A 22,958-nucleotide genomic window follows, 5' to 3' on the forward strand; every position below is an offset into this window, starting at 1 on the left:
TAGCAATCTGCTGATTGCTTGACCTCTGGTGGCCCGTGTCGAAAGACACGGGCCATTTTCTTTTGTGCCTGAGAAATGCTGCCGACACCTGACGGCGCGCAGAGCTGCCCCCGGCGACCCGGCGCGCGTCCAGCATGCAGCGGCTCTAAAGGTTATTCTCGGTCTTCGATCTCGTCGCAGAAGCCCGCGATTACGGCTGGCAAATCCCCGGTTTCGAGCAGCGGCGCATGGCCCTGGCCCTCGACGGTGATCGTGCGGCAATCGGGATGGCGATGTGCCATCTCGGCCAGGGGCGCCGCGGACAGCAGTTTCGAGTTCGCGCCGCGGATGACCAGCATCGGAAAGCCTGCCAGCGCCTCGAAGAGGTGCCATATCGCGGGAATGGGCTTGTCTAGATCGAACTGTTTGAGGGTTTTCAGCAGCGCCGGGTCGAAATCCGCGACGGGCCTGCCCTTCTCCTCGCGGTAAATCGCGCCCGCGAAGCGCTGCCAATCCGCTTCCGTCAATGCGGGGAAGGCGGCTCCATGCGCAGCGCGCTGGATGGCGACGGCCGCCGCCATGTCGGCGGGCCTTGGCGCGCGCTCCAGATAGGAGCGGATCTGCGCCAGCCCTTCGCCTTCGATGACCGGGCCGATGTCGTTCAGCACGATCGAACCGAAGACAGTAGGCCGGACGACGCCGAGCCGGTGGATGATCAGCCCGCCACGCGAGGTTCCGATGAAATGCGCTTTCTCGACGCCCGCCGCGATCAGGCCGGCGATGACATCGTCAGCCTCGACGACGACATTGTAGTTGCGCCAGTTGCGGTCATAGCTTGACAATCCTCTGCCGCGATAATCGAAGACGATGACCCTGCGCGGCCGCTCCGTGCGCTTGGAAAGATTCAGCGCCAGTTCATGAAAGTCGCGCGCGTTCCGTGACAGGCCAGGCAGGCACACCACCGGCAGCCCGGAATGGATCGTGTCGCCATAGATGCGCGCATGCAGCTTCAGGCCGTCCGGCGCCGAATAGAAGAGATCGGAAAATGGGCTGGTCATGCATGTATGCCGCGCTGACAGGAGAGTCCGCAGATATCATTTGCTGGAGCGCACGCAAAGGAAGCAGACAGAGATTGTTTGCGACAAGCCGGAAGGTCACCCACTTGCAGCCCCATTCAAGGCCCCGACCAAGCCATTGATTTAATTTAGAGAACGCCTACTGCGAAGCCATCCGCCGACGGCCTTTGACGAGATCGCCTTCGATGTCGAAGCTTCCCGAAAGCCGCATCTTGTAGACCTGATAGTTTTCCATCACGCGCTGCACATAGGTGCGGGTCTCGGCAAAGGGGATGCGTTCGATCCAGTCGACGACCGCATCGACGTCCTGCCCACGCGGATCACCATAGCGGCGGATCCATTCGCGCGCGCGGCCGGGGCCTGCATTGTAGCCGGCAAAGGTGAGGATGTAGGAACCGTCGAACCGCCCGAGCTGTTCGCCGAGGAATGCCGCGCCGAGCGTGGCGTTGTAGGCCGCGTCGGTGGTGAGTCTTTCGGGGAAATAGCTCAGACCCGCCTTCTTCGCGACAGACTTCGCCGTCGAGGGTAGAAGCTGCAGCAGGCCGAGCGCGCCGGCATGCGAGACCGCCGAGACGTTGAATTCGCTCTCCTGTCGCGCGATCGCATAGGCGAGCGCCTTGCCAGAGGCGGAGATGTCCGCCTCGTCGGGAATGGCGCCAACCGGATGCGACAGCGCCCCGATATCGAGCCCACGGCCTGCAGCAATCTTGCCGACCCTGAGCGCCAGCACATGGTTGCCACGGTTCCCCGCCATATCGGCCAGCAGCGAAAGCTCCGCAGGATCGTCGAGTTCCTCGGCGAGCGACCGATAGAGCATATCGGCGAGGGACTTGTTTTCGCATCGTTCGAGAAGGCGGATCGCGCGGACGACCTCGCGCCGCTCGAACCGGTCGCGGTCGGCCGCCGACGGTTCGGGCGAAGCGACGTTCAGCGTCTTTCCGCCGATGCGTTCTGCCGCGAGCTGGCCGTAGAAGGTGGTTCCGAAGGCAGCGGCCTTTTCGTAAGTGGACTTCGCGTCGCCGGCAGCACCCGCGTCGATCGAGCGGCCGAGCCAATAATAGGCGCGCGACAGCGAGATAGGGCCGGATGCGATTTCCGCGATGCGCGCGAAATGCCGGGCGCCGGCCTTGGCATCGCCCAGTCCGCGCAATGCATACCAGCCAGCATGGAATTCCGCGTCGGCGGCTTCCACCGGGCTTTCGGCGGCGTGGCCTGCGGCGATGCGATAGGCCAGCTTCATGTCGCCCATATCGACCAGTTCGCGCGACAGCACACGCCGTTCCAGCCACCATGCGTCGGGGTCGATCAGTGCCGTGCGGTCGGTCGGCGCCTTCAGCATGACCTCGGCGGATTCGGCGAATTTCTTCTTGCGCCGCAGGTTCTTCGCCTCGGCGAAATAATACCCGGCAGAGCGCATTTCCCCCGGAACGGCCTTCAGCAGGTCGGCAGCCTTCTTGTCGTTTCGGATCATGGCCGACCAGGCCTTGGCCAGCGGCTCGGCGTTCGCCAGCTTGGCGACACGGTCGGCCGACGCAATCCGCTCGGCGTAAAGCATGCGCTCCATGCGCCAGCGGTGGTCTTCGGCGGTCAGGATCGCGCCGAACTCGGCAAGCACACGTGCTTCTTCGGGCGCTTCCAGCTTGCGTGTGCGCCAGAAGGGCGAGATCGCCTCATGCGCTGCCTCCATCTGGCCGAGCGCAGCATGCGCGCGGGCCAGCAGGATCACGCCATCGAGCGTCTGCGGCTTCGATGATCCGAAGGCGGCGATGACCGCGGGCGGTTCGGGGTTCTCCCGATAGAGCGCACGTTCGCTGTTCCTGCGCAGCGTCATGGCGCCGGGCCAGTTGGGCAGCGTCACGGCCGCGGCGGCGATGTCGCCACTCGGAACGTCGCGGCCTCCATCCATGGCGATCGCCCATGCCAGCACTTTCCGCGCTACGCTTGCCGGCGGCAGCGCATTGCGGATGCGGCGCGCGCCGGATATGTCGCCGTTGCCGAGCGCGTCCAGGCCGGACTTAAGCGGCTGGATACGCCCTTGGGCTGCGATCGCACCGGCATCGGGGATCGCTGAAACGAACGCTGCGCTCGCCAAGCCTTCCGCAGCCGCAGGCGACCACGCAAGCGACAAGGCTACAAGGGCGACACCGCTGGCCGGTTCGCGAAGCAGCTTCCTGATCATGCCGTGTCCTTACACGATATGGGTCGGGACGGGTAGGGCGAGACTAGCCGTGGTGAGTGAAGCTTGGGTAAACGAAGCGTTATCGCGGGGCGATTTCAAGGCGAGCCGGCGACCGCCAGAATTTGTGGCGCGCGGTTCTGCTTTCGGCTAGAAGCCCCACGGGCATTGAGAAATCGTTGAAAAAGTCCCTGGGAGAGTTTGTTCATGCTGAGAGGTTCGTTGACCGCGCTTGTGACGCCATTCGATGCGAATGGGCGCTTCGACGAGAAAGCCTTTCGCGCCTTCGTGGAATGGCAGATCGCTGAGGGCACCAACGGGCTGGTTCCGGTCGGCACGACCGGCGAATCGCCGACGCTTTCGCATGACGAGCACCGCCTTGTGGTGAAGACCTGCATCGATGCGGCGAAGGGCAGGGTGCCCGTTGTCGCCGGCGCGGGCTCGAACAACACGGAAGAGGCGGTCGGCCTGGTGAAGTTCGCCGAAGAGGCTGGCGCGGACGCGGTGCTGGTGGTGACCCCTTATTATAACAAGCCGACGCAGCGCGGGCTTTATGCGCATTTCGCCGCAGTGGCGAAGGCGACGACGCTTCCGGTCATCATCTACAACATTCCGCCGCGCTCGGTGATCGACATGACGCCGGAGACGATGGGCAGGCTCGCCCATGACTTCAAGAATATCGCCGGCGTGAAGGATGCGACCGGCAAGGTGGAGCGCGTTTCGGAACAGCGGATGACCTGCGGCAAGGCCTTCATCCAGCTTTCCGGCGAGGACGCCAGCGCGCTGGGCTTCAACGCGCATGGCGGCGTCGGCTGCATTTCCGTGACGTCCAACGTCGCGCCGCGCCTGTGCGCGGAGTTCCAGGCGGCGACGCTCGCCAACGACAAGGACAAGGCGCTGGAATTGCAGGACAGGCTCATGCCGCTGCACAAGGCTATCTTCATCGAGCCGGGCCTCGCGGGAGCGAAATACGGGCTGTCGCGTCTCGGCAAGATCAAGAACGTTGTGCGTTCGCCGCTGACAACCGTCGAGGAAAGCACCGCGGCGAAGATCGATGAGGCGATGAAGTTCGCCGGCCTCATCAACTGAACCGTTCAATTGACTTGATCAAACGCCGGGACGGTCTTACCTGTCCCGGCCATGAACCAGGTCCGAAAATCCGACCCCAACAGCAAGGTCGCCGCGGAAAACCGCAAGGCGCGCTTCTCCTATGAGGTGATTGACACCTACGAGGCCGGGCTTGCGCTGACCGGCACCGAGGTGAAGTCGCTGCGTGGCGGGCACGCCAATATCGCCGAGTCCTACGCCTCGATGGAGGGCGGCGAACTGTGGCTTATCAATTCCTATCTTCCGGAATATCTTCAGGCCAACCGCTTCAATCATGAACCGCGCCGACGCCGCAAGCTCCTCATGAAGAAGAAGGAAATGGCCAAGCTCAGCCAGGCCGTCGAGCGGCAGGGCATGACCATGGTGCCGCTGAAGATCTACTTCAACGATCGCGGCCGGGCGAAGCTGTTGCTTGCGCTCGCACGCGGCAAGAACGCCGCCGACAAGCGGCAGACGGAAAAAGACCGCGACTGGGCGCGCGAGAAGGGGCGCCTGCTCAAGGAGCGGGGGTAGCCATCGAGGGCAGACATTCGATGGCAAATCGTCTGCTGTATCTGGCTGCCGCGGTTCTGGCCCTTGCGTTCTTCTGGGTTGCCGTGGCGATCATGCGACCCGAACCTTTTCCGCCCGATCGGCGCGACTATCCCGTTAGGGGCATCGACGTCTCGCATCATCAGGGGACGATCGACTGGAAACGTGTCGCGGCCGACGACGTCTCTTTCGCAATCCTCAAGGCGACCGAAGGCGGGGATCATCTTGACACGCGCTTTGCCGCAAATCTCGTCCAGGCTCTGGATGCCGGGCTTGCAGTCGGTGCGTACCACTTCTTGACGTTTTGCCGGCCGGGGGCCGAACAGGCGGCAAACTTCATCGCGACCGTGCCGCGTGATCCGCGCCTGCTGCCGCCGGCGGTCGATATCGAATTCCACGGGAACTGCCCGGAGCGACCGTCGCCCGAAAAACTGCTTGCCGAATTGACGACATTTCTCCAGCCGGTCGAGGCTCATTTCGGCAAGCCGGCTGTCATCTATCTGCCCGACGACGCGGCGATCAGATACGGCTCGGTTATGCCCAAAAGGCTTCGCTGGGTGAGGTCGCTGAGCGCGCATCCGGGAGATGAACACTGGGTCTACTGGCAGTATGACGACAAGGGCCGTGTCGACGGAATTGAGGGCGACGTCGACCTGAATGTGCTGCAGGGCGAATTGTTTCGGCTGCAGCAGTTGATCCAAACTGACTGAAGCCCGCGTAGCCGCTCAGATCTCCAAGAAGCCAGCTATATCCTTGAATACGCTGACAAACATGTCTTCCGTCAGCACACCGGTATTCGTGTTGTAACGGGAGCAGTGATAGCTGGAGAACAGGGTGAACGGTACTGACTCATACCGCGCGGCATGCTTGAAGGGCATGGCGGCGACGCGCTGCCCCAGCGCCCGCACGGTCGACTGATGCGCGATGGCGCCAAGCGCCAAGATCGCCGACAGGTTCGGCATGCTCGACAGCGTCGAGGTGAGAAAGGGGCGGCATGTGGTGATTTCCGCAGGCGTCGGCTTGTTCTCGGGCGGGACGCAGCGGACCGCGTTGGTGATCGCCGTTCCGATCAGTTCGAGACCATCGTCGGGTCGCGCCTTGAACTCACCGCGCGCCAGACCGAAGCGGATCAGCGTCGAATAGAGCAGATCGCCGGCATAGTCGCCGGTGAAGGGGCGGCCTGTCCGGTTGGCACCACGCAGGCCGGGGGCCAGACCCACGATCAGCAGCCTGACCGAGGACGCACCTTCGGAAGGCAAGAAGGTCGGTACCGGCGCGTTGAACCAGTCAGGCTCCTTCCCGCGCCACAGTTCACGAAAATCCTTCAGGCGCGGGCAGAGGGGACAGTCGCGCGACGGTTCCAGCAACATGTTTGCCATGATCGGCATCCGCGCCGGACGTCAGATATCGTCGTCCGCGTCCGTCGGTTCGGGCTTGCGGACGGGCCTCTCGCTTTGCTCGCGACCGAGTTCGCCCCTCAGCGACATCAGATCGATGAAATTGTCTGCCTGACGCCGCAGGTCGTCCGAGATCATCGGCGGCTGGGAAGCCATCGTGGAAATGATGCTGACCTTGCGCCCACGCCGCTGCAACGCTTCGACAAGGGTGCGAAAATCGCCGTCGCCAGAGAAGATGACATAGTGGTCGACATATTCGGCAAGCTCAAGCGCATCGACTGTCAATTCGATGTCCATGTTGCCCTTGATTTTCCGCCTGCCCGTCGAGTCGGTGAATTCCTTTGCGGGTTTGGTGACTACTTTGAAGCCGTTGTAGTCCAGCCAGTCGATCAGCGGGCGGATCGATGAATACTCCTGATCCTCAACGAGGGCGGTGTAATAGTAAGCGCGGATCAGATAGCCGCGCTTCTGGAAGCTGGAAAGGAGCTTGCGGTAGTCGATATCGAATCCGAGTGCGCGCGACGTTGCGTAGAGATTTGCGCCATCGATGAAGAGAGCAATCTTTTCACGGGGATCAAACATGCCCGAACCCTTCTGAAATAAGCCTAGAGGAAAACGGTCTTTTCAACTTACGCAGCCGCTAAAATCATCATCCCGCTGCCTTGGTTCCGACACTATCGGGCCAAAATCGTCCTTTCCAAGGAATTCCCGCCGCTCACAAGAAAATGTGATCCGCTGGCACTCTTCCGGTCCGGACCGCCCCAACGCGCCGGAAATGGCAAAATGCTTGTAATCGGCCGCCGATCGCGTTATGGACCGCGCCTGTTTTCCAGACATCCGGACATGAAAGGGGCATATGAATGGCCCGCGTAACCGTTGAAGACTGCATTGACAAGGTCGACAACCGCTTCGAACTGGTTCTGCTTGCTGGCCACCGCGCCCGGCAGATCAGCCAGGGCGCACAGATCACCATCCCGCGCGACAACGACAAGAACCCCGTTGTTGCGCTGCGCGAGATCGCTGACGAGACGCTGTCGCCTGACGACCTCAAGGAAGACCTGATCCATTCGTTGCAGAAGCACGTCGAGGTCGACGAGCCCGAAGCTGACGGTCAGGAACTGGCTGACCAGACAGGCACAAACCCTGTCGCTGCCGACGAACCGGAAGAGAACATCGTGTTCGACCGCATGAGCGAGGAAGAGCTGCTCGCCGGCATCGAGGGTCTTGTGGCCCCGGAAAAGAGCGACGACTTCTGAGTTTGGAGCAACTTACGCCACTTTCGTGGCGGAGTTTTGGTGTTTATTCATGACATGCGCCGCAAGCCTCTGCGGCGCATGATCTATTTCAGCACCTTTCCCGTGGAAGCTTGCCCATGATGCGTCAATATGAGCTTGTCGAGCGCGTTCAGCGCTACAAGCCTGACGTGAACGAGGCGTTGCTCAACCGCGCCTACGTCTATGCCATGCAGAAGCATGGCCACCAGAAGCGGGCTTCCGGCGATCCGTACTTCTCACATCCTCTGGAAGTCGCGGCCATCCTGACCGACATGCGGCTGGACGAGGCAACGATAGCGGTCGCGCTCCTGCACGACACCATCGAGGACACCACGGCGACCCGCGCCGAGATCGACGAACTGTTCGGACCGGAGATCGGCAAGCTCGTCGAGGGACTGACCAAGCTGAAGAAGCTCGACCTCGTGTCGAAGAAGGCGGAGCAGGCGGAAAACCTGCGCAAGCTCCTGCTGGCGATCTCCGAGGATGTCCGCGTGCTGCTGGTGAAGCTGGCAGACCGGCTCCACAACATGCGCACGCTCGACCACGTGCCCGATAGCAAGCGCTTGCGCATCGCCGAGGAGACGATGGAGATCTACGCGCCGCTCGCCGGGCGCATGGGAATGCAGGGCATGCGCGAGGAACTCGAGGAGATCGGCTTCCGCTACATCAACCCGGAAGCCTACAGGACCGTAACCGAACGGCTCGCCAGCGTCTTTGAACGCAACAAGGGCGTTGTCGGCGAGATCGAGCAGTCGCTCGGGTCGATGTTTGACAAGCACGGCATCAAGGCCAAGGTCAAAAGCCGGCAGAAGAAGCCGTGGTCCGTGTTCCGCAAGATGGAAGCGAAAGCGCTGTCCTTCGAGCAACTGTCGGATATTTTCGGCTTCCGCGTGCTGGTCGACACGGTGGACGATTGCTATCGGGCGCTAGGTGCGATCCACACGACGTGGTCGATGGTTCCGGGTCGTTTCAAGGACTACATCTCGACGCCCAAGCAGAACGACTATCGCTCCATCCACACGACGATCGTCGGTCCGTCGCGCCAGCGCATCGAGCTGCAGATACGAACGACGGCGATGAATGATATCGCCGAATACGGCGTGGCCGCGCATTCGCTCTACAAGGACGATGTCGGCAAGCCCAATGGTTCCGATCATTCGCAGTCCAGTGAAACGAACGCCTACGCATGGCTGCGCCGCACCATCGAGCAGCTTGCGGAAGGCGACAATCCCGAGGATTTCCTCGAGAACACGCGGCTGGAGCTGTTCCAGGACCAAGTCTTCTGCTTCACGCCGAAGGGCATGCTGATCGCGCTGCCGCGTGGCGCCATTCCGATCGATTTCGCCTACGCCGTCCATACCGATGTCGGCGACAGTTGCGTCGGCGCCAAGATCAACGGCCGCATCATGCCGCTGATGACCGAACTGAAGAATGGCGACGAGGTTGAGATCATCCGCTCCAAGGGGCAGGTGCCGCCGGCTGCCTGGGAATCGATGGTGGTGACCGGCAAGGCGCGCGCCGCCATCCGCCGCGCCACCAAGAACGCCATCCGCAAGCAGTTTTCGGGCCTCGGCGTGCGCATTCTCGAACGTGCATTCGAGCGCGCGGGAAAGAAGTTCAACAAGGAGAGCCTGAAGCCTGTGCTGCACAGGTTGGCGCGCAAGGACGTTGAGGACGTGCTCGCCGCCGTGGGACGCGGCGAACTGGCATCCAGCGACGTCATGCGCGCGGTTTTCCCTGACTTCAAGGACGAGCGGGTCACGCATCCGGCCCAGCCGAAGGCGCAGCGCGAGGAAGGCTGGTTCAACCTGCGCAATGCTGCCGGCATGCTGTTCCAGCTTCCGACGCGCGCGCGGCGCGGCAAGGACAAGGCCGAAGCCGAGACAAAGGACGGGGCGGTTCCTATCCGTGGTGTCGGTGGTGATTTGCCGGTGCGTTTCGCGGAAGAGGGCGCGGTGCCGGGCGACCGAATCGTCGGCATCCTGCAGCCGGGCTCCGGCATAACCATCTATCCGATCCAGTCGCCTTCGCTGCAGGCATTCGACGACCAGCCGGAGCGCTGGATCGACGTGCGCTGGGATATCGACGAGGCGAACAAGGAGCGGTTTCCGGCGCGCATTGCCGTGACCGCCATCAACGCGCCGGGCTCACTGGCCGAAATCGCGCAGGTGGCGGCTGTCAACGACGCGAACATCCACACGCTGTCGATGATCCGCACCGCGCCGGATTTCACCGAAATGCTGATCGATATAGAGGTCTGGGACCTCAAGCATTTGAACCGGCTGCTGACGCAGCTCAAGGCAAACCCGAGCGTCAGCGATGCACGCCGGGTGAACGGCTAGCGGGGACACGATGAACACCAGCGAAGTGATCGGCATTTTCCGCGAGGCAGGCGCTGTGCTTGAAGGGCATTTCATCCTGACCTCTGGTCTGAGAAGCCCCGTCTTCCTGCAGAAGGCGCGCGTCTTCATGCATGCCGACAAGACCGAGCGGCTCTGCAAGGCCCTTGCCGACAAGATCCGTGCGGAGGTTCCGGGCCGTATCGACTATGTCGTCGGCCCGGCCGTGGGCGGCCTCATTCCTGCCTACGAGACGTCTAGGCATCTGGCCGTGCCGGCGATCTGGGTCGAACGGGAAGGCGGCGTCTTCCGCCTGCGGCGTTTCGAGATCGAGAAGGGCGCGCGTGTCGTGATCGTCGAAGACATAGTGACCACGGGACTGTCGATCCGCGAGACGATCGAGTGCCTGAGGGAACTCGGCGCGGAAGTGGTCGCTGCGGCTTGCATCATCGACCGTTCCGCCGGCAAGACCGATGTCGGCGTACCGCTGATCGCGCTTGCCGAATACGAGGTGCCGGCCTATCCGGCCGACAAGCTGCCGCCCGAACTGGCGAAACTGCCGCCGGTCAAGCCCGGCAGCCGGAACATCTGACGCTGCCATGATCCTTGGCATCGGCAGCGACCTCATCGATATCCAGCGTATCGAGAAATCGCTGGAGCGGCACGGCGAGCGCTTTGTCGCGCGCATCTTCACCGACATCGAGAGGACGCGCGCCGAGGGCCGGGCGCAGAGGAGCGCCACCTACGCCAAGCGATTTGCCGCCAAGGAAGCATGCGCCAAGGCGCTGGGCAGTGGCATATCGGAAGGCGTGTTCTGGCGCGACATGGGTGTTGTCAACCTGCCGAGCGGCCGGCCGACCATGCACCTGACCGGCGGTGCGGCCGAAAAGCTGGCGAAACTGACCCCGCCGGGGCATCGCGCGGTCATCCATCTGACCATAACCGACGAATTCCCCATGGCTCAGGCCTTCGTCATCATCGAGGCTGTGCCTTACGCCTGACATGCTTGTCTCGGCATTGTGATTGCCCCGCTGGGCTTCAAGGCTTATATCCGGCGGCGCGGAATTGAGGACGACATGAGCGTGGCAGACAAAAGCGAGAAAAAATCCGGTGGGCTCGGCGAGACCGTCAGCGTCATCGTGCAGGCCCTGCTGCTGGCCTTGGTCATCCGCACGCTGTTTTTCCAGCCGTTTTCCATCCCGTCCGGTTCCATGCGCCCGACACTGCTCGAGGGTGACTATCTGTTCGTGACCAAGTGGGCCTACGGCTATTCGCGTTATTCGCTGCCGTTCAGCCCGAACCTGTTCTCCGGCCGCATCTGGGATTCGCCGCCCAAGCGCGGCGACGTCGCCGTCTTCAAGTTCCCGCCGAACCCCTCGCTCGACTACATCAAGCGGGTGATCGGCCTGCCGGGCGACAAGATCCAGATGCGTGGTGGCGTGCTCTACATCAACGACGAAGCGGTGCCGCGTGTGAAGGTCGGCGAGATCGACAATCCTGATATCACCGAGGTCGACCGTCCCGTCGACGTCTATCGCGAGACGCTGCCCAACGGCGTTTCCTACGACACGCTCGACCTGACCCCGAACGGCCTCGGCGACGATACCCGCGAGTTCATCGTTCCGGAGGGTCATTACTTCATGATGGGCGACAACCGCGACAACTCCACCGACAGCCGCTTCTCGGTTGGCTTCGTGCCGGAGGACCATCTGGTCGGCCGCGCCAACGTGATCTTCTTCTCCATTGGCGGCGGCGCGAGCCCGCTTGAAATCTGGAAGTGGCCGTCGCTGCTGCGTCCGTCGCGGCTGTTCACCTGGGTCAACTAATGGCCTTGAAGCGGCCGACCGGAGAGGCGCTGGCGCAGGAGATCTCGGCGCGGGTCGGCTACATTTTCAAGGATTTGCGTCTGCTCGAGACCGCGCTGACCCACTCCAGCGCGGTGAAGGCTACGACCAACAATGAGCGGCTGGAATTTCTCGGCGACCGCGTGCTTGGCCTAATCGTGGCCGACATGCTGCTCCAGCTGTTTCCCGAAGCCCGCGAAGGCGAGATCGCGCCGCGCTTCAACGCGCTTGTCGATGCAAGGACATGCTCGAACATCGGGCTGCAACTGGAACTTGACCAGTTCATGCGCGCAGACGCCGCGCTGAAGTCGCGCACCAGGAAGGCTGGCGGAAACTACCTTGCCGACGCCGTCGAGGCGCTGGTGGCGGCGATCTATCTCGACGGCGGCATCGAGGCGGCACGCGCCTTCGTGCACCGGAACTGGGAGCCGCTTGCCCGCCTCGCGGTCGAAAAGCCGGCGAACCCAAAGGGCGAATTGCAGGAATGGGTCGCAAGGTCGAGCGACGCGCGCCCGGTTTATGCAATCCAGAAGCGCGAAGGCCCGGACCACGAGCCCGTGTTTACGGTGTCCCTGCAAGTGAACGGGTTTGCGCCGGCCCACGGTTCAGGCAGCTCGCGCCGGGCGGCGGAAGAAGCGGCCGCGTCCGAGTTTCTGGTGCGCGAGGGTGTCTGGACCGTCGAAAAAGGAGCTGCGTGATGGCCGAGACTGTCGCCGCAACACGGTCCGGCTTCGTGGCGCTAATCGGCGCGCCGAACGCCGGCAAGTCGACGCTGGTCAACCAGCTTGTCGGTGCGAAAGTTTCGATCGTTACCCACAAGGTGCAGACGACGCGCGCCATCGTGCGCGGCATTGCCACTCATGGAAATGCGCAGATCGTCTTTGTCGATACGCCCGGCATCTTCAAACCGCGCCGCAGGCTGGATACGGCAATGGTGACCACCGCCTGGGGCGGTGCCAAGGATGCCGATCTGGTGCTGGTGCTGATCGACGCCGAGCGCGGCATCAAGGGCGACGCTGACGCCCTTCTGGACAAGGTCGCAACCGCGCCGCAGCCCAAAATCCTGATCCTGAACAAGGTGGACCGGGTCAAGCCGGAGACGCTTCTGACGCTGGCGCAGGCGGCTAACGAACGCGTCAAGTTCGAGCATACCTTCATGGTCTCGGCGAAGACAGGCTCCGGCTGCAAGGATTTGCTCGACTATCTGGCCGAAGCCCTGCCGGAAGGGCCGTGGTACTATCCCGAGGACCAGATTTCCGACCTGCCGATGCGCCAGCTTGCGGCCGAGATCACCCGCGAAAAGCTGTACCTGCGCCTGCATCAGGAACTGCCTTATTCCTCCCATGTCGAGACCGAGAAATGGGAGGAGAAGACGGACGGCTCGGTGCGGATCGAGCAGGTCATCTATGTCGAGCGCGACAGCCAGAAGAAGATCGTACTCGGCCACAAGGGCGAGACGATCCGAGCAATAGGACAGGCTGCGCGCAAGGAAATCGGCGAGATCCTCGAGCAGCCCGTCCATCTCTTCCTGTTCGTGAAGGTGCGCGAAAATTGGGGCGACGATCCCGAGCGCTATCGCGAGATGGGGTTGGATTTCCCGGGCTGAGGAAACCGCCGCCGGCGATTAGCCCTTTCGGGCCTTGTCGATCGCCGCAACGTTGATCTTCTTCATCTCCATCATCGCCTCGAACGCACGCTTGGCCTCGCCGCCGCCGGCAGCCATCGCCTCGGTGAGGGTGCGTGGCGTGATCTGCCAGTTGACGCCCCACTTGTCCTTGCACCAGCCGCAGGCGCTTTCTTGGCCGCCATTGCCGACGATGGCGTTCCAGTAGCGGTCGGTTTCTTCCTGGTCGTCGGTGGCGATCTGGAACGAGAATGCCTCGCTATGCTTGAACATCGGCCCGCCGTTGAGCCCGATGCAGGGGATTCCGGCGACCGTGAAGTCCACCGTCAGCACGTCGCCCTGCTTGCCCGACGGATAGTCGCCGGGCGCGCGATGCACGGCTCGCACTTCGCTGTCGGGAAACACGCTGGCATAGAATTGCGCGGCAGCCTCGGCATCCTTGTCGTACCAGACGCAAATCGTGTTCTTGGCGATGGTCATCGTTTGTCCTTTCGCTACGAGCCATTGGGACTCGTTGTCCCGCTGGATGCTCAAAGGACGGATGGGGCAGGTCTGTTCCGACAGCGAGCGACCATTTATTTCGGTCGCGCGCTCTCTGGGAATTCAGCCCGGCACCGCACAAATGGTCGAGCGCGTCAGAAACCGCTTCTCGCGGCCGTTGTCGAGCGAGAACATGCCGCCGCGCCCGGGCACGACGTCGATCGTGATGTCGGTGTGTTTCCAGGCCTCATATTGCGACTCGCTGATATAGACGGGCGTGTCGCCGATCATGCCGAGCAATACGTCCCGGTCGCCAACGATGAAATCGCCGCGCGGATAGCACATGGGCGACGAGCCGTCGCAGCAGCCGCCAGACTGATGGAAAAGCACGGGGCCGTGGTCCGCGATGATCTCCGCCAGAAGCTGTTCGGCTTCCGGTGTGGCAGAGACTTTTCCGAGTGAAACGCGCTCGTTCATAATCGATACTCCATGCCTCAAGATAGGGCGGCGCAACCGTAGTGGCTACGCCGCCCCAGCCTTGGGAGGATCAGAAGAAGCCGAGCTTCTTCGGGCTGTAGCTGACCAGCATATTCTTGGTCTGCTGGTAGTGGTCGAGCATCATCTTGTGGTTTTCGCGACCGATGCCGGACTGCTTGTAGCCGCCGAACGCCGCATGGGCCGGATAGGCATGGTAGCAGTTGGTCCAGACGCGACCGGCCTGGATGGCGCGACCGAAGCGGTAGGCGCGGTTGCCGTCGCGGGTCCAGACGCCGGCGCCGAGGCCGTAGAGCGTGTCGTTGGCAATCGACAGCGCTTCATCTTCGTCCTTGAACGTGGTGACCGACACGACCGGCCCGAAGATTTCCTCTTGGAAGATGCGCATCTTGTTGGTGCCCTGGAAGATCGTCGGCTTTACGTAGTAGCCGCCTGCGAGGTCGCCCGGCAGATGCGCCTGTTCGCCGCCGGTCAGCACCTTGGCGCCTTCCTGCTTGCCTATGTCGAGGTAGGACAGGATCTTCTCGAGTTGCTCCGAAGAGGCCTGCGCGCCGATCATGGTCGCGGGGTCAAGCGGGTCGCCCTGTATGATCGCCTCGGTACGCTTGACTGCGCGCTCCATGAACTTGTCGTAGATCTTCTCATGCACAAGCGCGCGGCTGGGGCAGGTGCAGACTTCGCCCTGGTTGAGCGCGAACATGACGAACCCTTCGATCGCCTTGTCGAAGTAGTCGTCGTCTTCGGCGGTAACGTCCTGGAAGAAGATGTTGGGCGACTTTCCGCCGAGCTCGAGCGTTACCGGGATCAGGTTCTGCGAGGCGTACTGCATGATCAACCGGCCGGTCGTCGTTTCGCCGGTGAAGGCGATCTTGGCGATGCGATTCGACGAAGCAAGCGGCTTGCCCGCTTCAAGCCCAAACCCGTTGACGATGTTCAACACGCCTTCCGGCAGCAAATCGCCGACGAGATCGATCCAGAGCATGATCGAGGCCGGAGTCTGCTCGGCCGGCTTGAGTACGACGCAGTTGCCCGCAGCCAGAGCCGGAGCGAGCTTCCACACCGCCATCAGCAGCGGGAAGTTCCACGGAATGATCTGCCCGACGACGCCGAGCGGCTCATGGAAGTGATAAGCGACCGTGTCGTGGTCGATTTCTGAGATACCGCCTTCCTGCGCACGCACGGCGCCGGCGAAATAGCGGAAGTGATCGATGGCGAGTGGCAGGTCGGCCGCCGTCGTTTCGCGGATCGGCTTGCCGTTGTCCCAGGTCTCGGCGAGTGCGAGGAGATCGAGGTTCTCCTCCATGCGATCAGCGATGCGGTTCAGGATCAGAGCGCGTTCGGCCGGGCTCGTCCTTCCCCACTTGTCCTTTGCCTTGTGCGCCGCGTCGAGCGCCGCCTCGATGTCCTCGGGCTGGCTGCGGGCAATCTCGCCGAGCGGCCTGCCGGTCACCGGCGAGATGTTCTCGAAATACTTGCCTGATTTCGGCGCGACCCACTTGCCGCCGATATAATTCTCGTAGCGCTTGGCGAACGGCACCTTGGCCGTGCGGCTGAATTCGACCTTGTTCATTCTTTCCTCCCGGATACAGCGCCGCACATGCGGCAATGGAGGAAAGTTGGCAGCCGCGCGTCCAAATGTCAGTGGGGGCAGGAAGGTCGGGGTGCGGCCACTGTCGCAGAACTGCGACAGTGTGCGGTGCAATATCTCAGGGCGGGCGGCTTATGCCGAAGCGCGTGAGCTTCCGATGCAGCGTGGCGCGGGAAATTCCAAGAGCCTGCGCAGCCGCCGACACGTTGCCATCCGCATGAATCAACGCTCGCTGTAGGACGGCGCGTTCGGCATCAGCAAAGGTATCCTGGTTCGGGCCGTCGCCGGTGACAACGAGGTCGGAGGCAAGCAACGGCCTTGTAAAGCTCTCGTCGGTGAGTCCGAGCGCCTGGCGGGCGGCCCGGGTTGCCCCAATCACCAGATCGTCACGATCGACCGCGATCAGCGCGCCCGCGAGGCGTTCTTCGGTCGGGGCGAGCAGGATGCGGGCGTGCGGAAACGCCAACCGGAAGTTCTCTGCCTCGATACGACGGGCGGCATCGCCAACGGCTACAGCTATCAGATTGACGAACCCCTCGGTCAGGTCGGCACGACAGGACGAAACGTCGAGCGCTCCGGCAATATTGCCCCGATGATCGTAGATCGGCGCTGTCGTGCACGAGAGCAGCGTATTGCGCGAGAAGAAGTGCTGGTCGCGGTGGATCGTTAGCGCGCGCTGCTCGACGAGACAGGTGCCGATTCCGTTGGTGCCTTCGCTGTCCTCGCTCCAGATCGTACCCGTCCAGAGGCCCCAGTCGCGAAAGGTCCGGTCGTCGCCGACCGAACCGCGTCTCTCTATCGGCACCCCATTGCGGTCAGCGAGCAGGACGCAGCAGCCGACGCCTCCGACCGCCTGATAGAGCCGGTCAAGGCTCGCCTGCGCGGCGGTGATAAGCGGCTCCATGCCTTCACGGACGGACTTGAACTCAGAGTCTGTGAGGCGCTGTGGAGGACTGCGGTCGGTCGGCTCGAGGCGATGGAGGTCGCACGACCGCTTCCACGACGCCACAAGAGCGGAACGCGCTGCGTCGTTCGACTGAAGGGCATTGAAGATTCTGTCGGCGTGTCCCGCCGTAGACAGGCTACCCATAGCTCCTCCCGAGCCGGTTCCCAGTTCCCGCCACTGTCCCAATGTATGCGGCGGGGTCGTGCTGTCAAATCAGGCAAAAGGCTAACGCCCTGTGATCCTCCCGGCCTCGGCCTGATCTGCCGACGATATGTTCCGGTGAATACAGCCCTGAAGCGCCTGTATGGATAGCTTCGTCAGGATGAGGTTCGCAAATCCTTCTCGAACCAGAAATCCGCATAGGCATTGTCATTGTAGCGCTCTGTATGATGATAGCCCGCCTTGCGGTAGAGCGCCTGCGCTTCAGCGAGCGACCTGTTGGTGTCGAGGACGACGCGGGTCGCCCCCATGCGCCGCGCCTCCGCTTCCAGAGCATCGAGCAGCCGACGCGACAGCCCGAGGCCGCGAAGGTCAGGCGCGACCCACATGCGTTTGAATTCGGCGGTGGTGGCGTCAAGCAATCGCATTGCCCCGCAGCCGACTGCGCGGCCGTGCAGCCTGGCAATCAGGAAGAGGCTTTGCTCCTGCACCTTGCCTGCATTGGCGTAGCCGCCGCCGTTCGGATCAAACCCGCCTTCGAAACGCCGGTCGAGTTCGGCGTAGTAAGCGGCAACGCACCGCTTCGCATCCTCGCTGTCCTCGGGTTCGGCGGCGATCGTGACGGATGCGGCGCCGAGCAACCTTTCGACTTCGGCCATCGCAGTCACCAGCCGGTCGCGTTGCCTTTCGCCCAGCGTATCGAGCAAAGTTGCCGCAAGGTCGTGGGAGAGCGCGTCATAGGCCTGTCGCTCGGCCAACCCGGTCGCGGTCAGTTTCGCGATCCTGCGGCGCCTGTCCTTGCTGTCTTGCTCGACAACCACCAGCCCCGCGCGCTCGAGCGCCTTGAGCAGGCGGCTTGCATAGCCGGAATCCAAACCGAGAAGCTCCCGCAAGGATCCGATGTCGATGCCGTCAGGCCCGATCTCGAACAAAAGGCGCGCCTGACCGAGCGGTCGACCGCGTCCGAGATAGCTGTCGTCGAGTGCGCCGGTTCGCAGCGTCACGGCCCGGTTGAAGCGTCGCACTTGTTCGATATGGGAGTTATTCATTTATCTGACTTTAGTCAGGTAATTTCCTGCTGACAACCGGAACGCTGCAATCCTTGATTTCGCCGACGAAGCGGTGGAAGGCTTTGCGCATGGAATGGCGCGACGAGGGAATCATTCTCGGCACCCGCAGGCATGGCGAAACCAGCGCCATCCTCGAAGTCATGACGCGTGCCCACGGGCGTCATCTCGGGCTGGTGCGGGGCGGGCGCTCGCGCAAGCAGCAGCCGGTCCTGCAGGCGGGAAACAAGGTCGACCTCATCTGGCGCGCGCGGCTGGATGAGCACCTCGGCACCTTTCAGGTAGAGGCTCTGGACCTGAATGCGGCGCGGCTTTTCGATAGCGCAACGGCGATCTACGGCCTGCAGACCCTGGCCGGGCATCTGAGGCTGCTGCCGGAGCGCGATCCGCATGAACGGCTCTACGAGACGCTGGGGCTCGTCATCGATCACCTCGATGACCCACAGACCGCCGGCGAACTTCTCGTGCGCTTCGAGGTGCTGATGCTTGATGAACTCGGCTTCGGCCTCGATCTGTCTGAATGCGCCGCCACCGGCGCGCGGACCGATCTGGCGTATGTCTCGCCGAAGTCCGGCCGCGCCGTATCGAGGGAGGCCGGCGCGCCATGGCGGGACCGGATGCTGGCCCTGCCGGCATTTTTGTTGAGCTCGGGCCAACGGGCCGATGCGCTCGCGATCGAGGAGGCGTTCCGGCTCACCGGCTTCTTTTTCAGTAGGCACGTCTACGAGCCGCGCGGCTTTGCCGAATCCGAAGCGCGGGGTGCGTTCCTGAGCACGTTGAGGCGTCACCACGCAAGGTTTGGCCCGAACAGCGAGGGAAATGCCGCTTGAGGGTGGCCTGACATCGGACCCCGCTGTATGCGATAAATCATCATGAGCATCGTCGATCGTTGTCGGCGATTTGCGGGGGACAGATGATCGAAAGCCTGGCCATCATCGCGATCGTGGCGCTTATCGTCGTGGTTGTACGCCAGAACGGCCGCCTGAGCCTTCTGGAGCGCGAGATCGGCGCGTTGCGCAGCTTCGTGCTGACAGCACCGCCGGCAGTCGTGGAGGCGGCGCAGACGGCCGAGGCCCCGCAGTCTGCCGGGGAGATCCAGCTTCTCGAAACCGAAACGGTGTCGGTTGCCGATGTCGCCAGTTCGCCTGCCCCGGAGCAGGATGGACCTTGGTCTGCGCCGACGACGGAAGTATTGGCTGGCATTACAACTCCGTCGCCGGCATCCGATGAAACTGCACCACCGGCAGCGCTCAAAAGGCCCGACATCGAGACTGCGCTCGGTACGCGCTGGGCGGTGTGGGTCGGCGGCATCGCGTTGGCGCTGGGCGGTCTGTTTCTCGTTAAGTACTCGATCGAAGCCGGCATATTCGGCCCGGGCGTCCGCCTGACCATGGCCGGCCTGCTCGGACTGGCGCTTGTGGGCGCGGGCGAGTTCATCCGCCGCACCGGCTTCAAGGTTCCAGTCGAGGGAGCTGTGGGTGCCTATGTGCCGGGTATCCTCACCGCAGCCGGCGCATTCACGCTGTTCGGCACGATCTACGCCGCGCATGCGGTCTACGGCTTCATCGGACCGGCTGCCGCGTTTCTGCTGCTCGGCGTGATCGGCGTGGCCACCATCGCGGCGGCACTTGTCCACGGCCAGGCGCTGGCAGGCCTCGGCCTGCTCGGCTCGATGCTGACGCCGGCGCTGGTGTCCTCGCAGTCGCCGAATGTGTGGGCGCTGTTCGGATACCTTGCGATCATTCTCGTCGCCAACACTGTCATCGCCCGAATGCGCGACTGGACGTTTCTCGCCGCCGCCGGCTTCGTCGGCACTGGTCTCTGGACGCTCGCCTATCTCAACGAGGCGCAGGCGCTGGATTTGATGGTCGTGATGTTCATCAGCCTTGCGACCTTGGCTACGCTCGGCTTCGCCTGGCTGCGGCGCGGCGCTTCCGATGAAAATGGCTTCGACTGGCCGACTGTCGCGCCAGCCGTCTTCGTGGCGCTGACGGCCGCGATCCTTTTGGCGACCCCCGACTTCCAGGCGCTCGGCAGCGTCGCCTATGGCGCGTTGCTGATCTTCGCCATGCTGCTGGTGGCCTTCTACCGGCCCACGGCGCTGGCGCTTGTCCATGCCGCCGGACTGGCGACGGCGGTCGTCTATGCGCAGGCGGAGCTGACCGGGACATTTGGCTTCGGCTTTTCGGGTGGCGAGTTGACGGTCGACGGTTTCCAGGTGTCGCCATTCGCAGCTACCCTGCTTCCTGCCGGTATCGTTCTTGCGATCATCTTCCTCGTCGATGGCTACTGGAGCGCGTGGCGAAGCGTCGCGGCCGCGCCGGTGCGGGCTGCCGTCTGGTCCGGATGGGGAACGCTGGTTCCGCTGGTGCTGCTGGCCTCGCTCTGGGCCTCGTTCGGCAATCTGGATCGAGATCTCACCTATGCCGTGGCGGCATTGGTACTGACCGCAATATTCGTGGCGGGAACCGAGGCGATTGCCCGGCGCGAAGACCCCGTTCTGCAAGGTGGCCTCGCGGTTTCTTTTGCGCTTGTCGGCGCGGGCATCGCCGCAGTCCTGTTCCTCCACATGGCGTTCGGGCCGCTGTGGACGACAATTCTCGTCGGCGCACTTGCTGCTGTGCCGGCTGTTGCGACGCGCTGGAGAAGCTATCCCATGCTCGGCTGGCTGTCGGTCGGCGCGGTCGTTGTCACGGTCGGCCGCATCGCCTTCGACCCGACGATCGTTGGCGCGTTCGACCTCGGCAAGACGCCAGTCTTCAACGCGCTTCTGCCGGGCTACGGCATTCCCGCGTTGGCATTCGCCTTCGCGGCCTGGCAACTGGCGCGCACCACGGTCGGCCGTCCAAGACTGGTCATGGAAGCGGCGGCATCACTCCTTGCCTTGCTCACCGTCGCGATGCTGGTGCGCCACGCCTTGAATGGCGGCGTTATCAACACAGCCGCGCCGACGCTCGCCGAACAGGCGAGCTACACGCTGATCGCGCTCGGAGCAGGCGGCATCCTCGTGGCGCTGGATATGCGCTCGCCGAGTTCTGTGCTGCGCATAGGCTCGCTGGCGGCCGGCGTCATGTCGGTCGCTTTCGTGATCGGCCAGCATTTCCTCTGGCTGAACCCGCTGTTCACCGACGAGTCGACGGGCCGCATTCCGGTCTTCAACCTGCTGTTCCTGGCCTACCTGCTGCCAGCCATCGCGGCAGCTGCGCTGGCGCTCTATTCACGCGGCAAGCGCCCGAAATGGTACTCCGCCATGCTGGGCCTGCTGGCGGCGGTGCTGGCCTTCGCCTATGCGACGCTCTCAGTCCGCAGGCTGTTCCACGGGGAACACATCGCCCTGTGGTCAGGCATGAGCCAGCTGGAAACCTATTCCTATTCGGCGCTGTGGCTTGCCATGGGTGTCGGCCTGCTGATCGCCGGCGTGTGGCTGCGGTCGCAGTTGCTGCGCATCGCTTCCGGCGTGCTGATCGCCATCGCGGTGGCGAAGGTGTTCATCTTTGACATGTCGGAACTGGAAGGCGTGCTCAGGGCACTGTCCTTCATCGGCCTCGGCGCGGTGCTGATAGGCATCGGCCTGTTCTACCAGAAGCTTCTCGCAAGGGCCGCAAAAGCGGACGCGGCCCCGTCATAGATCATTCGGCAGGCGCGAGGCGAAGCCGGTCGACCGGCTTCTCCTGGATCGGCCAGTGGACGATGGCGGCGAAGACGCCGAGCGCCACGCCGAGCCACCACACCGGATTATAGCTGCCGAAGTGGTCGTAGAGATAGCCGCCGAGCCAGACGCCGAGGAACGAGCCGATCTGGTGCGACAGGAAGACGATGCCGCCCAGCATGCCAAGATGGCGCGTACCGAACATGATGGCGACGAGGCCGTTGGTCGGCGGTACGGTAGAGAGCCACAGAAGGCCCATCAGGATGGCGAAGATGATGACGGTCGTCGGCGTTTGCGGCAGGAGCAGGAAGGCCGTCACGAGAGCCGAGCGGCCGAGATAGATCCAGGCGAGAAAATGCGGCTTGGAATAGTGCTGGCCGATGAAGCCGGCACCAAGCGAGCCGATGATGTTGAAGAAGCCGATCAGCGCCAGCGCGATCACCGCGTAGCGGGCCTCAATGCCGAGGTCCCCGATATAGGCGGGGAAGTGGGCGGTGATGAACGCGACCTGGAAGCCGCACACGAAAAAGCCCGAGACGAGCAGCACATAGCTGCGATGGGCCATTGCCTCGCTCAGCGCCTGGCCGACCGTCTGCTGCGCCGCTTGCAGCGCGGCCTGGGCGCTGTGTGAACTGCCGCGTAGCGGCGCCGCCAGCACGGGAATCGCCAGCATCATGACCGCCATGATGATCAGGCTGTCAGACCAGCCATAGGCGTCGATCAACCCTTGGCTGATGGGAGCGAAAAGGAACATGCCGGCCGATCCCGCCGCCGTGCCGATGCCGAAGATGATCGAGCGCTTCTCGGGAGGCGTATGGCGCGCGAATGCGGCCAGCACGATGGAGAACGAGCCAGCCGCCACGCCGAGGCCGACCAGCACGCCACCGCCGATGTGTAACATGGTGGGGCTGTCGGCCACTGCCATCAGGTAGAGGCCCGCAGCGTAGATGATGCCGCCAAGCGCCAGGACGCGCCACGTGCCATAGCGGTCGGCGATAGCCCCAAAGATCGGCAGCCCGAGACCCCAGAACAGGTTCTGCAAGGCCATGGCCAGGCCGAAAGTGGTGCGGTCCCAGCCTTTTTCGGCCAGCATCGGAAGCTGGAAGAAACCCATCGCGGAGCGCGGCCCGAAGGTCAGCGCCGCGATGATGCACCCGCAAATGATGATCAGCCACGGAACGCTTTTCGCCGCCGCGGAGGTCGAGGCTGTGGACTGTACGGCCATGT

At 63.2% G+C, this 22,958-nt stretch carries 22 protein-coding genes; 12 read left to right on the top strand and 10 right to left on the bottom strand.

Annotated elements, in window-relative coordinates; genetic code table 11:
• Window positions 1-152: 152 nt before the first annotated feature.
• Window positions 153-1,037, bottom strand: a complete 885-nt coding sequence (locus ABMA32_RS16130; protein WP_349014842.1) for an alpha/beta fold hydrolase — start codon at window positions 1,035-1,037, stop codon at window positions 153-155.
• A 157-nt stretch (window positions 1,038-1,194) separates the two neighbouring features.
• The gene (locus tag ABMA32_RS16135; RefSeq protein ID WP_349014843.1) at window positions 1,195-3,234 is read right to left on the bottom strand and encodes a lytic transglycosylase domain-containing protein; all 2,040 of its coding nucleotides are present in this window, start codon (window positions 3,232-3,234) and stop codon (window positions 1,195-1,197) included.
• 204 nt (window positions 3,235-3,438) lie between these two features.
• On the opposite strand from ABMA32_RS16135, the gene dapA reads away from it, so the two are divergent.
• From dapA to ABMA32_RS16150, 3 genes are read left to right on the top strand one after another with little or no spacing between them, the layout of a single operon-like run.
• Window positions 3,439-4,320 carry a 4-hydroxy-tetrahydrodipicolinate synthase gene (gene dapA / locus ABMA32_RS16140; protein ID WP_349014844.1) on the top strand — a complete coding sequence of 294 codons (882 nt, stop codon included), beginning with the start codon at window positions 3,439-3,441 and terminating at the stop codon, window positions 4,318-4,320.
• A 51-nt stretch (window positions 4,321-4,371) separates the two neighbouring features.
• A complete protein-coding gene (gene smpB, locus ABMA32_RS16145; protein ID WP_349014845.1) occupies window positions 4,372-4,851 on the top strand; it encodes an SsrA-binding protein SmpB in 480 nt (159 codons plus the stop codon).
• 20 nt (window positions 4,852-4,871) lie between these two features.
• Window positions 4,872-5,579, top strand: a complete 708-nt coding sequence (locus ABMA32_RS16150; protein ID WP_349014846.1) for a glycoside hydrolase family 25 protein — start codon at window positions 4,872-4,874, stop codon at window positions 5,577-5,579.
• 15 nt (window positions 5,580-5,594) lie between these two features.
• Here the strand turns inward: ABMA32_RS16150 and ABMA32_RS16155 are convergent, their stop codons facing one another.
• Complete coding sequence (locus ABMA32_RS16155; RefSeq protein WP_425475552.1) at window positions 5,595-6,248, bottom strand: uracil-DNA glycosylase; 654 nt, start codon at window positions 6,246-6,248, stop codon at window positions 5,595-5,597.
• A 21-nt stretch (window positions 6,249-6,269) separates the two neighbouring features.
• On the bottom strand, window positions 6,270-6,848 hold the full coding sequence (locus tag ABMA32_RS16160; protein ID WP_349014848.1) for a LabA-like NYN domain-containing protein: 579 nt from the start codon (window positions 6,846-6,848) through the stop codon (window positions 6,270-6,272).
• A gap of 278 nt (window positions 6,849-7,126) precedes the next feature.
• Here ABMA32_RS16160 and rpoZ point away from each other — a divergent pair, with 278 nt between their 5' ends.
• From rpoZ to era, 7 genes are all read left to right on the top strand, one after another.
• On the top strand, window positions 7,127-7,522 hold the full coding sequence (rpoZ, locus tag ABMA32_RS16165) for a DNA-directed RNA polymerase subunit omega (RefSeq protein WP_349014849.1): 396 nt from the start codon (window positions 7,127-7,129) through the stop codon (window positions 7,520-7,522).
• A gap of 116 nt (window positions 7,523-7,638) precedes the next feature.
• Entirely contained in the window at window positions 7,639-9,882 is a 2,244-nt protein-coding gene (locus ABMA32_RS16170; RefSeq protein ID WP_349014850.1) for a RelA/SpoT family protein, read from the top strand.
• A 10-nt stretch (window positions 9,883-9,892) separates the two neighbouring features.
• Window positions 9,893-10,471: an orotate phosphoribosyltransferase gene (gene pyrE, locus ABMA32_RS16175; RefSeq protein WP_349014851.1), complete on the top strand. Its 579-nt coding sequence runs from the start codon at window positions 9,893-9,895 to the stop codon at window positions 10,469-10,471.
• 7 nt (window positions 10,472-10,478) lie between these two features.
• The gene (acpS, locus tag ABMA32_RS16180; RefSeq protein WP_349014852.1) at window positions 10,479-10,880 is read left to right on the top strand and encodes a holo-ACP synthase; all 402 of its coding nucleotides are present in this window, start codon (window positions 10,479-10,481) and stop codon (window positions 10,878-10,880) included.
• A 75-nt stretch (window positions 10,881-10,955) separates the two neighbouring features.
• Window positions 10,956-11,705 (top strand): signal peptidase I, encoded by a 750-nt coding sequence (gene lepB / locus ABMA32_RS16185; protein ID WP_349014853.1) that lies wholly within the window; start codon window positions 10,956-10,958, stop codon window positions 11,703-11,705.
• A complete protein-coding gene (gene rnc, locus ABMA32_RS16190; RefSeq protein ID WP_349014854.1) occupies window positions 11,705-12,421 on the top strand; it encodes a ribonuclease III in 717 nt (238 codons plus the stop codon). The genes lepB and rnc overlap by 1 nt, the downstream gene beginning before the upstream one ends.
• A complete protein-coding gene (gene era / locus ABMA32_RS16195) occupies window positions 12,421-13,329 on the top strand; it encodes a GTPase Era (protein WP_349014855.1) in 909 nt (302 codons plus the stop codon). The genes rnc and era overlap by 1 nt, the downstream gene beginning before the upstream one ends.
• 18 nt (window positions 13,330-13,347) lie before the next feature.
• On the opposite strand, the gene ABMA32_RS16200 is transcribed toward era, so the two are convergent.
• The 5 genes from ABMA32_RS16200 to ABMA32_RS16220 form a co-directional block, all read right to left on the bottom strand.
• Window positions 13,348-13,821 carry a VOC family protein gene (locus ABMA32_RS16200; protein ID WP_349015458.1) on the bottom strand — a complete coding sequence of 158 codons (474 nt, stop codon included), beginning with the start codon at window positions 13,819-13,821 and terminating at the stop codon, window positions 13,348-13,350.
• Window positions 13,822-13,950: 129 nt separating this feature from the next.
• A complete protein-coding gene (locus ABMA32_RS16205) occupies window positions 13,951-14,304 on the bottom strand; it encodes a DUF779 domain-containing protein (RefSeq protein WP_349014856.1) in 354 nt (117 codons plus the stop codon).
• 70 nt (window positions 14,305-14,374) lie between these two features.
• Window positions 14,375-15,892, bottom strand: coding sequence for an aldehyde dehydrogenase (gene adh / locus ABMA32_RS16210; RefSeq protein WP_349014857.1), 1,518 nt, complete (start codon window positions 15,890-15,892; stop codon window positions 14,375-14,377).
• Window positions 15,893-16,028: 136 nt separating this feature from the next.
• Window positions 16,029-17,000 (bottom strand): GAF domain-containing protein, encoded by a 972-nt coding sequence (locus ABMA32_RS16215; protein WP_349014858.1) that lies wholly within the window; start codon window positions 16,998-17,000, stop codon window positions 16,029-16,031.
• A gap of 173 nt (window positions 17,001-17,173) precedes the next feature.
• Window positions 17,174-18,064 carry a bifunctional helix-turn-helix transcriptional regulator/GNAT family N-acetyltransferase gene (locus ABMA32_RS16220; RefSeq protein WP_349014859.1) on the bottom strand — a complete coding sequence of 297 codons (891 nt, stop codon included), beginning with the start codon at window positions 18,062-18,064 and terminating at the stop codon, window positions 17,174-17,176.
• Between the two features lie 89 nt (window positions 18,065-18,153).
• On the opposite strand from ABMA32_RS16220, the gene recO reads away from it, so the two are divergent.
• Both recO and ABMA32_RS16230 read left to right on the top strand, forming a co-directional pair.
• The gene (gene recO / locus ABMA32_RS16225) at window positions 18,154-18,912 is read left to right on the top strand and encodes a DNA repair protein RecO (RefSeq protein WP_349014860.1); all 759 of its coding nucleotides are present in this window, start codon (window positions 18,154-18,156) and stop codon (window positions 18,910-18,912) included.
• An 83-nt stretch (window positions 18,913-18,995) separates the two neighbouring features.
• A complete protein-coding gene (locus tag ABMA32_RS16230) occupies window positions 18,996-21,710 on the top strand; it encodes a DUF2339 domain-containing protein (RefSeq protein WP_349014861.1) in 2,715 nt (904 codons plus the stop codon).
• Between the two features lies 1 nt (window position 21,711).
• On the opposite strand, the gene ABMA32_RS16235 is transcribed toward ABMA32_RS16230, so the two are convergent.
• Entirely contained in the window at window positions 21,712-22,956 is a 1,245-nt protein-coding gene (locus ABMA32_RS16235; protein ID WP_349014862.1) for an MFS transporter, read from the bottom strand.
• Window positions 22,957-22,958: the final 2 nt, after the last annotated feature.

The organism is Mesorhizobium quangtriensis, from assembly GCF_040081925.1.
Classification (GTDB): domain Bacteria; phylum Pseudomonadota; class Alphaproteobacteria; order Rhizobiales; family Rhizobiaceae; genus Mesorhizobium_K; species Mesorhizobium_K quangtriensis.

Coding starts and splice junctions, on each gene's coding strand:
- ABMA32_RS16150 (WP_349014846.1), top strand. CDS start 4,872: ATGGCAAATCGTCTGCTGTATCTGGCTGCCGCGGTTCTGGCCCTTGCG.
- ABMA32_RS16215 (WP_349014858.1), bottom strand. CDS start 17,000: ATGGGTAGCCTGTCTACGGCGGGACACGCCGACAGAATCTTCAATGCC.
- era (WP_349014855.1), top strand. CDS start 12,421: ATGGCCGAGACTGTCGCCGCAACACGGTCCGGCTTCGTGGCGCTAATC.
- ABMA32_RS16155 (WP_425475552.1), bottom strand. CDS start 6,248: ATGGCAAACATGTTGCTGGAACCGTCGCGCGACTGTCCCCTCTGCCCG.
- smpB (WP_349014845.1), top strand. CDS start 4,372: ATGAACCAGGTCCGAAAATCCGACCCCAACAGCAAGGTCGCCGCGGAA.
- ABMA32_RS16135 (WP_349014843.1), bottom strand. CDS start 3,234: ATGATCAGGAAGCTGCTTCGCGAACCGGCCAGCGGTGTCGCCCTTGTA.
- pyrE (WP_349014851.1), top strand. CDS start 9,893: ATGAACACCAGCGAAGTGATCGGCATTTTCCGCGAGGCAGGCGCTGTG.
- ABMA32_RS16230 (WP_349014861.1), top strand. CDS start 18,996: ATGATCGAAAGCCTGGCCATCATCGCGATCGTGGCGCTTATCGTCGTG.
- lepB (WP_349014853.1), top strand. CDS start 10,956: ATGAGCGTGGCAGACAAAAGCGAGAAAAAATCCGGTGGGCTCGGCGAG.
- recO (WP_349014860.1), top strand. CDS start 18,154: ATGGAATGGCGCGACGAGGGAATCATTCTCGGCACCCGCAGGCATGGC.
- ABMA32_RS16130 (WP_349014842.1), bottom strand. CDS start 1,037: ATGACCAGCCCATTTTCCGATCTCTTCTATTCGGCGCCGGACGGCCTG.
- acpS (WP_349014852.1), top strand. CDS start 10,479: ATGATCCTTGGCATCGGCAGCGACCTCATCGATATCCAGCGTATCGAG.
- ABMA32_RS16205 (WP_349014856.1), bottom strand. CDS start 14,304: ATGAACGAGCGCGTTTCACTCGGAAAAGTCTCTGCCACACCGGAAGCC.
- rnc (WP_349014854.1), top strand. CDS start 11,705: ATGGCCTTGAAGCGGCCGACCGGAGAGGCGCTGGCGCAGGAGATCTCG.
- adh (WP_349014857.1), bottom strand. CDS start 15,892: ATGAACAAGGTCGAATTCAGCCGCACGGCCAAGGTGCCGTTCGCCAAG.
- ABMA32_RS16235 (WP_349014862.1), bottom strand. CDS start 22,956: ATGGCCGTACAGTCCACAGCCTCGACCTCCGCGGCGGCGAAAAGCGTT.
- ABMA32_RS16220 (WP_349014859.1), bottom strand. CDS start 18,064: ATGAATAACTCCCATATCGAACAAGTGCGACGCTTCAACCGGGCCGTG.
- ABMA32_RS16170 (WP_349014850.1), top strand. CDS start 7,639: ATGATGCGTCAATATGAGCTTGTCGAGCGCGTTCAGCGCTACAAGCCT.
- ABMA32_RS16160 (WP_349014848.1), bottom strand. CDS start 6,848: ATGTTTGATCCCCGTGAAAAGATTGCTCTCTTCATCGATGGCGCAAAT.
- rpoZ (WP_349014849.1), top strand. CDS start 7,127: ATGGCCCGCGTAACCGTTGAAGACTGCATTGACAAGGTCGACAACCGC.
- dapA (WP_349014844.1), top strand. CDS start 3,439: ATGCTGAGAGGTTCGTTGACCGCGCTTGTGACGCCATTCGATGCGAAT.